General features: G+C 48.0%; 8 protein-coding genes and 1 pseudogene. 2 read left to right on the forward strand and 7 right to left on the reverse strand.

Features of this window, described 5'->3' with window-relative positions:
* The 7 genes and pseudogenes from ubiE to GY843_RS20640 all read right to left on the reverse strand — a co-directional run.
* A pseudogene (gene ubiE / locus GY843_RS20610) lies at window positions 1-115 on the reverse strand (bifunctional demethylmenaquinone methyltransferase/2-methoxy-6-polyprenyl-1,4-benzoquinol methylase UbiE); the annotation flags it as partial.
* Window positions 116-191: 76 nt separating this feature from the next.
* Entirely contained in the window at window positions 192-572 is a 381-nt protein-coding gene (locus GY843_RS20615; protein WP_297312556.1) for a DUF971 domain-containing protein, read from the reverse strand.
* A gap of 18 nt (window positions 573-590) precedes the next feature.
* On the reverse strand, window positions 591-1,925 hold the full coding sequence (gene hslU, locus GY843_RS20620) for an HslU--HslV peptidase ATPase subunit (RefSeq protein WP_297312558.1): 1,335 nt from the start codon (window positions 1,923-1,925) through the stop codon (window positions 591-593).
* A 31-nt stretch (window positions 1,926-1,956) separates the two neighbouring features.
* The gene (hslV, locus tag GY843_RS20625) at window positions 1,957-2,487 is read right to left on the reverse strand and encodes an ATP-dependent protease subunit HslV (RefSeq protein WP_297312560.1); all 531 of its coding nucleotides are present in this window, start codon (window positions 2,485-2,487) and stop codon (window positions 1,957-1,959) included.
* Window positions 2,488-2,639: 152 nt separating this feature from the next.
* Window positions 2,640-3,266, reverse strand: coding sequence for an SPOR domain-containing protein (locus tag GY843_RS20630; protein ID WP_297312562.1), 627 nt, complete (start codon window positions 3,264-3,266; stop codon window positions 2,640-2,642).
* Between the two features lie 4 nt (window positions 3,267-3,270).
* Window positions 3,271-4,956: an arginine--tRNA ligase gene (gene argS / locus GY843_RS20635; protein ID WP_297312564.1), complete on the reverse strand. Its 1,686-nt coding sequence runs from the start codon at window positions 4,954-4,956 to the stop codon at window positions 3,271-3,273.
* Window positions 4,957-5,092: 136 nt separating this feature from the next.
* Window positions 5,093-7,288, reverse strand: coding sequence for a primosomal protein N' (locus GY843_RS20640; protein WP_297312566.1), 2,196 nt, complete (start codon window positions 7,286-7,288; stop codon window positions 5,093-5,095).
* A 166-nt stretch (window positions 7,289-7,454) separates the two neighbouring features.
* On the opposite strand from GY843_RS20640, the gene rpmE reads away from it, so the two are divergent.
* Window positions 7,455-7,670 (forward strand): 50S ribosomal protein L31, encoded by a 216-nt coding sequence (rpmE, locus tag GY843_RS20645; RefSeq protein ID WP_297312568.1) that lies wholly within the window; start codon window positions 7,455-7,457, stop codon window positions 7,668-7,670.
* A gap of 12 nt (window positions 7,671-7,682) precedes the next feature.
* Window positions 7,683-8,453, forward strand: coding sequence for a thermonuclease family protein (locus GY843_RS20650; protein ID WP_297312567.1), 771 nt, complete (start codon window positions 7,683-7,685; stop codon window positions 8,451-8,453).
* Window positions 8,454-8,664: the final 211 nt, after the last annotated feature.

Below are 8,664 nucleotides of genomic sequence, written 5' to 3' on the forward strand. Positions count from 1 at the left end.
GATCGTATTTGCCAGCAACGCTGTGGAAAACATCAGCGACGCGCTTCACTTTGTCCTCTTTACGGACATCTTCGTAACCAAAGTGAGTGGTGTCGTTATTGTGCTGGTCAGCCATATCCGGGTGTCCTGATTTCTGTTCTGTGATTTTTCTTGCGCCGATTGTACCGGGATGCGTTTAGCTTGTCTTTGATTTATCGGCCGATAGCGATCATGCCGCCGTCACGGCTTTCACCTGCTTCCTCCAATTTGCGGAGGTATTCCTGCCAGTAATCATCATGATTGTAGGCTAGATCATGCAGGCAGTCCCAAGTATAGAGTCCGCTGTCATGCCCATCATCAAAAACGATTTTCAGAGCATAGTTGCCAGAGGGGATCAGTTCTTTGATCCCAACCAGCTTTTTGCCTGTTTGCAATACGCCGTTACCAATACCATGCCCGCGTACCTCGGCAGAGGGTGAATGGACACGTAGATACTCTGCTGTTAGCTCAAAGGATTCACTGTCATAGGACAATTCCAGAGTGCGGGATTTTTTATGCAGTTTAATTTGTGTTGGTAACGGTGCTTTAGACATGCAAACTCCAGTTTTGGGTTACAGGATATAGTGACTCAGGTCTTCGTCCTGGCTGAGTTCGCTCAACTGCTGATCCACAAAAGCTTTATCCACAGTGATAGTCTGGCCCTGGCAATCGGATGCAGCAAATGAAAGCTCTTCCAGAAGACGCTCCATCATGGTGTGTAAACGACGGGCTCCGATGTTTTCAGTGCTTTCATTTACTTCAAATGCCAGTTCGGCGATGCGACTAATGCCTTCATCTGTGAAGATTACATCTACACCTTCAGTTTTCAGCAGTGCCTGATACTGTTGAGTCAAAGAGGCATTTGGTTCTTTTAGAATACGGCGGAAATCATCAGGTGTTAGAGCATTCAGCTCTACGCGAATTGGTAGACGTCCCTGAAGCTCAGGAATCAGATCTGATGGCTTCGCCAGATGGAATGCGCCGGATGCGATAAACAGGATATGGTCGGTTTTAACCATGCCGTATTTGGTGCTTACGGTGCAGCCTTCAATCAGCGGTAGCAGATCACGTTGTACACCTTCACGGGATACATCGCCGCTGCTGTTTGAGCCACCTTTGCAGACTTTGTCGATCTCATCCAGAAAAACAATGCCGTGCTGTTCGACTAGTTCTACAGCGTTCTGTTTTAGCTCGTCTTCTTTGACCAGATTAGCGGCTTCTTCGTCAGTCAGCATCTTGAATGCATCTTTGATCTTCATGCGACGCTGCTGTTTTTTACCGCCGCCCATACCAGAGAACATACTCTGTAGCTGGTTGGTCATCTCTTCCATGCCAGGAGGCGCCATAATTTCAACGCCAACCTGAGGCTGTGCTACTTCGATGTCGATCTCTTTATCGTCAAGCTGACCTTCACGTAGTTTCTTACGGAAAACCTGGCGTGTAGCGCTGTCTTCAGATTTTGCCGGCTCTTCTCCAAAACCGGTTGGGCGAGCTGGTGGCAGAAGGGCATCGAGAATACGTTCTTCAGCGGCTTCTTCAGCACGGAAACGGACCTTCTCCATCTCCTGTTCGCGCATCATCTTGATCGCCATATCGACAAGATCGCGAATAATAGTTTCTACATCGCGGCCTACGTAGCCAACTTCAGTGAATTTAGTTGCTTCTACTTTTATAAATGGTGCATTGGCAAGCTTTGCCAAACGGCGTGCAATTTCGGTTTTACCAACACCCGTTGGACCAATCATTAGAATATTTTTCGGTGTTACTTCTACGCGTAACTCTTCATCCAACTGCATACGGCGCCAGCGGTTACGCAGGGCGATAGCAACCGAACGTTTGGCTTCATCCTGACCGATAATATGGCGATCCAGCTCGGATACGATTTCGCGTGGGGTCATATTTGACATGTTTTGCTCCTATAAGCCTAATGGGGCCGGATCAGGCTACTGAATCGAGTTCTTCGACAGTCAGATTATCGTTAGTAAATACGCAGATACCTGCTGCGATATGTAGACTTTTCTCTACTACGTCTTTGGCGCTCAGTTCGGTGTTGTCTGTCAGTGCGCGGGCGGCTGCCAGAGCAAAGTTGCCGCCGGAGCCAATTGCGACCACTCCGTCTTCAGGTTCGATAATGTCGCCGCTACCAGAGATAAGGTAAGTCTTCTCTTTATTTGCAACCAGCATAAGGGCTTCAAGTTTGCGAAGTACGCGGTCACCACGCCACTCTTTTGCCAAACTGACTACGGCATTGAAGATATTGCCCTGATGTTTTTCCAGCTGAGCTTCAAACAGATCCAGCAGTGTGATCGCATCGGCAGTACTGCCTGCGAAACCAGTAATAACATCGTGCTTGGCCAGGCGACGAACCTTGCGGGCTGTGCCTTTCATTACGGTGTTGCCCAGTGATACTTGTCCGTCGCCGCCAACGACGACTTTGTCATCACGACGTACTGAAACAATCGTTGTCATGTAAATGCTCCTGATGGGAGTTTTTTGTTAAACACCAGTAAAACGATAGAGCCTTGGTGCTTATATCTTAGGGTTTACAAAAAGATGGTGACGCTTGGATGAAATTCAAGTCTGAAAACGAAAAAGCCGGGTAGAGAACCCGGCTTAGTGTTTTACTGTTTTATGCGCAGTGGCTGGATGTTTTGTTGAACCAGTTTGTCATAAGCCTTGGACAGGCGTGAGCGGTTATCAAAAGGTCCGATACGTACGCGATACCATGTTGTGCCATCTTTGCTGGTACTGGTATCGGTGTGTACATTAGGCAGACCTAGCAGAATCAACTGGGCGCGCATACGTTCAGCATCTGCTTTAATCTTGAACGAACCAGCCTGCAGAAGATATTTGTGCTGTGTCTTCGCGTCTTTAGGCGTTGATTTGTAGGCTTCAACCTCTGGGGCCTTAACCTCGCTTTTCTCCAGCATCTCGTAGAATTCAAAGCGTTTGCCTTCGCTGGAGTTAGTTGATTTCTCAGTCGCTGGAGCTTGGCTGACAGCTGCTTTTTTCTCTACGGGCTTGGTTTGCTGAGGCTTACTATTTGCAAGCGGTGTAGACGCTTTGCCGGGATCAACTTTGGTCAGGTTATAGAGGCCATAACCCAGGCCTCCAAGAAACAGTAAGGTAAGTGCCAGAAGGCCGGTAGGAAAGCGCTTTTTAACGGGGGCTTTCTTTGCGGCCGAACGAGCGCGGCTGGCTGCAGCCTTGCCGCGTTTGTTCTTGGCGTAATCCTTACGGGAGGCCATGGTTTTACATCTGCTCCGGAGCGGTTACGCCCAGCAGGTCTAGGCCGTTGGCCAATACGTGGCGCACTGCAACAGCAAGTGTCAGACGGGCATTACGCAGATCAGCATCTTCAACCAGAGTTTTCTCTGAATTGTAGTAGGTGTGGAAATCACCCGCGAGGTCACGTAGGTAGTTAGAGATCTGATGTGGCTCACGTGCATTTGCTGCATTGCGTACCACTTCAGGATAACGGCCTAGTGCGGTAACCAGGTGACGCTCTTTATCATGTTCAAGGCGATCCAATGCTGCGATGCCTGTTTCTTCATCCCAACTCCAGTTGTTATCTTCTAATTTGCGGAAGATAGAGCAGACACGGGCATGAGCGTACTGGATATAGTAAACCGGGTTGTCTGCCGATTCAGAACGAGCCAGATCGATATCAAATGTCAGATGGCTATCTGATTTACGTGCTGCCAGGAAGTAACGGGTTGCATCACGGCCTACTTCATCGATCAGATCTCGTAGAGTTACATAGCTACCTGCGCGCTTAGAGATCTTAACCTCTTCGCCACCTTTCATTACGGTAACCATCTGATGCAGTACATAGTCAGGCCAGCCTTCAGGAATGTCGGCTTTCAGTGCTTGAAGACCTGCGCGAACACGGGTGATAGTACTGTGGTGATCAGCGCCCTGTTCATTGATAACGGTATCGAAACCACGTTGCCATTTGTTCAGATGATAAGCTACGTCTGGAACGAAGTAAGTGTAACCACCATCCTTCTTACGCATTACACGATCTTTATCGTCGCCAAAATCGGTGGTACGTAACCAGAGGGCGCCGTCTTCTTCATAGGTGAAGTCGTTTTCGATAAGAGTCTGTACGGCTGCTTCTACTTTACCTTCTGTATAAAGTGAAGACTCAAGGAAGTACACATCAAAATCCACGGCGAATGCTTTGAGGTCTAGATCCTGCTCGTGGCGTAGGTAAGCCACTGCGAAGTGGCGAATAGCTTCCAGATCGTCCGCATCTTTGGTGCCTGTGAAGCTCTGGTCTTCCGATTTAACGGTATCACCACGCATGAAGCTTTCAGCCAGTTCAATGATGTAATCACCCCGGTAACCATCCGCTGGCCAGCTTGGATCTTCAGGAGTTAGATCTTTGCAGCGTGCTTGTACCGAAAGTGCCAGGTTGTTGATCTGCTGGCCTGCATCGTTGTAATAAAATTCACGGGTTACATCCCAGCCTGTTGCTTCCATCAAACGACAGAGGCAGTCGCCTACTGCTGCGCCACGTCCGTGACCGATATGCAGAGGTCCAGTTGGGTTTGCAGATACAAATTCAACCTGAGCTTTTTTGCCAGCGCCGTCATTATTACGACCGTAGTTGGTTTTCTGCTCCAGAATGGTTTTTATCTGGGTGCTGGTGGAGGCGCCACTGATAAAGAAGTTGATAAAGCCTGGGCCAGCAATTTCCGTACGCTTGAGGTTTTCAGATTGAGGCAGTGCATCAACAATCTTTTCTGCCAGTTGGCGTGGATTGCTTTTTGCCGCTTTTGCCAGAGTCATCGCAATGTTGGACGCATAGTCACCGTGAGTTTTATCACGGGTGTTTTCAACCATGATTTTTGGCTGAATATCTGCTGGCAGTGTGTCGTTCTCAATCAGGTTCTTCAGGGCGGAATCAATCAGCTCTGCAATAATTTCTTTCATTTGCGTACGTGTACCGTTTGGAGTCAGTCAGTAGGCCTGTGGGCTGAATAAATATCTCAGTTAAAAGGGCCTTAAGAAGAACCGCGTATTATCCCTGCAAACATCTGGTTTGTTAAGTCAAAAGAGCTGCTGTTGCTTAAAAAGTATCCGCTGGGTCAACATCAATGGACCAGCGTACTTTTCTGGCTTCTTTATTCTGTTCTAAATACCAGCACAAATTAGCAAGGAGCTGGTGCAGCGATCTGCGGTCCTGCGCGTAGATCATTAGCTGTGCCCTATGCATGCCCGCGCGTTTTTCCATAGGTGAAGGGAAGGGGCCGATCCAGTGAACACCATGAGGAAGCAGCATATCGTCTTCCAGTTGCTGACGCAGCGCGCCCAAGAAAGATTCTGCTCTGCCTTTTATGCTGGTTTCTGCTCGTAGCAAAGCGTAGTGGGTGAAAGGAGGTAGCTGGGCTATCTTGCGGTTGTGTAATTCTTCCTGAGCGAAAGCACTGTAGCCATGGTTGACCAGAGTCTGCAAGGTGGGGTGATCTGAATGATAGGTCTGCATCATTACCTTACCTGGATGATCAGCTCGTCCAGCTCGGCCTGCGACCTGTAGAATCAGCTGTGCTGTACGCTCCATACCTCGGAAATCTGCGCTGAACAGTCCGCTATCAGCGTTGATAATGGCTACTAGAGTGACCTTGGGGAAATGGTGGCCTTTAGCCAGCATCTGAGTGCCAACAAGAATGCAGGGGTTGCCGGTGTTAACCTGCTGCATGATCTCCTGCATGGAGTGTTTGCGCTGGGTGCTATCCCGATCAACCCGGATAACAGGGAAATCAGGGAACAACTTCTGCAGTGCTTGTTCGCTACGTTCCGTACCTACACCCACCGGTTGTAGCTGATCACTATTACATTCCGGGCAACGCTGTGGAATCCCGGATTGTTTATCACAATGATGACAATGTAAGTGAGGTGGACTCTGGTGTAACGTCATATGCGCATCGCAGCGGTTGCAATCTGCAATCCAGCCGCAGTCATGACAGGTCAGAGTCGGGGAAAATCCGCGCCGATTCAGAAAAAGAAGGACTTGGGTGCCGCCTTCTAGGTGTGAGCGGATGGCTGATATCAGCTGTTCAGACAGTCCGTCGTTGAGGTTTTCCTGTCTGATATCTAATAGCTTAAATTCCGGAGGGCTGGAGTTACCCGCTCGTTGAGTTAATTTGAGCCAGTGATATTTTCCCTCTACTGCATTGTGTAGAGATTCTAGGGAGGGTGTGGCGCTTCCTAGAATAATCGGGGTGTTTTCGTGGCGCGCACGTAGAACGGCAAGATCCCTTGCGGAATATCTGAATCCATCCTGTTGTTTAAAAGAAGGATCGTGTTCCTCATCGATAATAATAATGCCGGGTGTTTGTAGAGGCGTGAAGATAGCTGAGCGTGTGCCGATAATTATTCGGGCAATCCCTTCTCTAGCCTGTAGCCAGGCGTCCAGGCGCTGACGATCTGTAAGGTTTGAGTGCAGGGCAACAATAGGTACGCTGAAGCGTTGCTTGAAACGACTGACTGTTTGTGGAGTAAGCCCGATCTCTGGCACCAGTACCAGTGCTTGTTTGCCTTCCTTTAATGCCTTCTCAATGGCTTGCAAGTAAACTTCAGTTTTCCCTGAGCCTGTTACCCCTTCCAATAGTATGCAGGCAAACCCTTTACGGCTATTGATTTCGTGTAAGCAACTTTGTTGTTCGGCATTTAGTGCTAGTGGTGCTTCATGCAGAATCTGTTGGTTATTCTGTTTATGCTCTCTGTGAAATGATTCTGCGAGTTCTTTTTCCTCAAGTGTGCTTAAAGCACTGGTATGGCCACCTTCAGCTCGGATAGCATCAGTGCTGATTCCCTGAGGATGCTCTAGAAGTAGGTTCAACAGTTCTATCTGGCGTGAAGCATTACTTTTGAGCTGTGCTATAGAGGCGTCAGGGGCCGCTCGCCATAATATTTCATGCTGGTGTTCGCAGGGGGCTCCTTTGCGCAAGAGTGTTGGGATGGCTTGTTGAAGTGCATCTCCTTCGGGGTGTTGATAGTAACTGGCAGCCCAACGGGCCAGTTTAAAAAGGTGTTGTGGCAGAGGTGGCTCAGTATCAAGGATGCTTTTGGCTCTTTTAAGTTTGTTGTGTGCGAATTCACTCTGGTCAGTAACTTCGACCAGTATGCCGATAACATCCCTTCTGCCGAAGGGCGCTGTTACCCGGATTCCGGGCTTTATGTTCGATAGATCAGTCCCTTCCGGCGGCAGATAATCGAATAAACGTCGAAGAGGACTGGGGATGGCTAAGCGAAAAATACTCATGAGTGTTGGGGTGCTTATTTAATAACCTGTTTTCAGTTGCTAAGCATCATATGCATGCGTATAATTCGCCGCCTACTTAACGTACCGGTGCTTTTTACTGGTAGTTTAAATCAATGCGGTGCCTGGCAGAAGATCAGGTGGCGGCATGAATATTATGAGGTTCGTCATGAAAGCTGGTATCCATCCGGAATACTCTGAAATTTCCGCTACTTGTTCTTGCGGTAATGTTGTAAAAACTAAATCTACTCTGGGTAAAGATCTGCACCTGGACGTATGCTCTGCTTGTCACCCGTTCTACACTGGTAAGCAGAAAGAAGCGACTTCTGGTGGTCGTATCGATCGCTTTAACAAGCGTTTCGGTGGCCGCGGCATGAAAAAGTAAGAGTTGCTCACGATGAGGATTCTAAAAAAGGCGCTTCCATTATGGGGCGCCTTTTTTCTTGTCTTTTCACAGGTGATTTTTGCTGCCTGTCCTCAAAACCTCTCTTCAGAAATTGTTGAGATAGCCAAAGTTTACGATGGTGATACGGTAAAACTGAGGGATGGTCGTCGTATCCGGTTAATTGGTCTTAATGCGCCAGAGACAAAGAAAGAGGGATCGCCAGCTGAACCTTACGCCAATGCGTCGAGGGATAGATTGCGTCAGCTCCTAAAAAACTCTGAAGTAAGGTTGTTATTAGGAAAGCAGAAGCAGGATAAGTATAAGCGTTGGCTTGGCCATCTTTATGCTGATGGCGTATTGGTTTCTGAATCCCTGTTGCGAGATGGTTTGGCTTTTCATATAGCTGTTCCTCCTAATTTGAAATTTAATCGCTGTCTGAAAAAAGCTGAGCAATCTGCTTTTGGTAGTGGGGTGTGGAAGCGGCAGGCATGGCGTGATGTTCTCTCCTTAAAAAATAAAGAATCAGGATTTCGCCTCTTAAGAGGTAAGGTGACTTCAGTTAAAAAAATTCGCAGTGGGTGGATTATTGAGGTCGATGATTTGCTTGCGTTGAAACTGAGCAAAGCGACAGCAAAAGATTTTGGAGAAAGTCGGGTTATCAATTTGAAAGGTAAAGCTATACAGGTGCGCGGCTGGATAAGACCTAAAGCTGCAAATGCTCCAGCCCACTACCAGCCCTGGTTTCTAGCCGTTACCCATAAGACCCACATTGAGTTGATCTGAGTTGTACTTTAGATCAAACGAACAAAAAAATTGCGATATTGAACGATTCTGCTGGTTGTTCGGTATACCGCTTTTCTATATAGTTCGGGGTTCGACTTTTTAACTAGATTGGAACAGCAGCCATGTCTGATGATATGAAACAAGCCGCTCTCGATTACCATGAATTTCCACGTCCAGGTAAAATCAGCGTGGAACTATCTACAGCAGCTGA

The organism is Neptuniibacter sp. (assembly GCF_024231755.1).
Classification (GTDB): Bacteria; Pseudomonadota; Gammaproteobacteria; order Pseudomonadales; family Balneatricaceae; genus Neptuniibacter.

Coding starts and splice junctions, on each gene's coding strand:
- GY843_RS20640 (WP_297312566.1), bottom strand. CDS start 7,288: ATGAGTATTTTTCGCTTAGCCATCCCCAGTCCTCTTCGACGTTTATTC.
- rpmE (WP_297312568.1), top strand. CDS start 7,455: ATGAAAGCTGGTATCCATCCGGAATACTCTGAAATTTCCGCTACTTGT.
- hslV (WP_297312560.1), bottom strand. CDS start 2,487: ATGACAACGATTGTTTCAGTACGTCGTGATGACAAAGTCGTCGTTGGC.
- argS (WP_297312564.1), bottom strand. CDS start 4,956: ATGAAAGAAATTATTGCAGAGCTGATTGATTCCGCCCTGAAGAACCTG.
- GY843_RS20630 (WP_297312562.1), bottom strand. CDS start 3,266: ATGGCCTCCCGTAAGGATTACGCCAAGAACAAACGCGGCAAGGCTGCA.
- GY843_RS20615 (WP_297312556.1), bottom strand. CDS start 572: ATGTCTAAAGCACCGTTACCAACACAAATTAAACTGCATAAAAAATCC.
- hslU (WP_297312558.1), bottom strand. CDS start 1,925: ATGTCAAATATGACCCCACGCGAAATCGTATCCGAGCTGGATCGCCAT.
- GY843_RS20650 (WP_297312567.1), top strand. CDS start 7,683: ATGAGGATTCTAAAAAAGGCGCTTCCATTATGGGGCGCCTTTTTTCTT.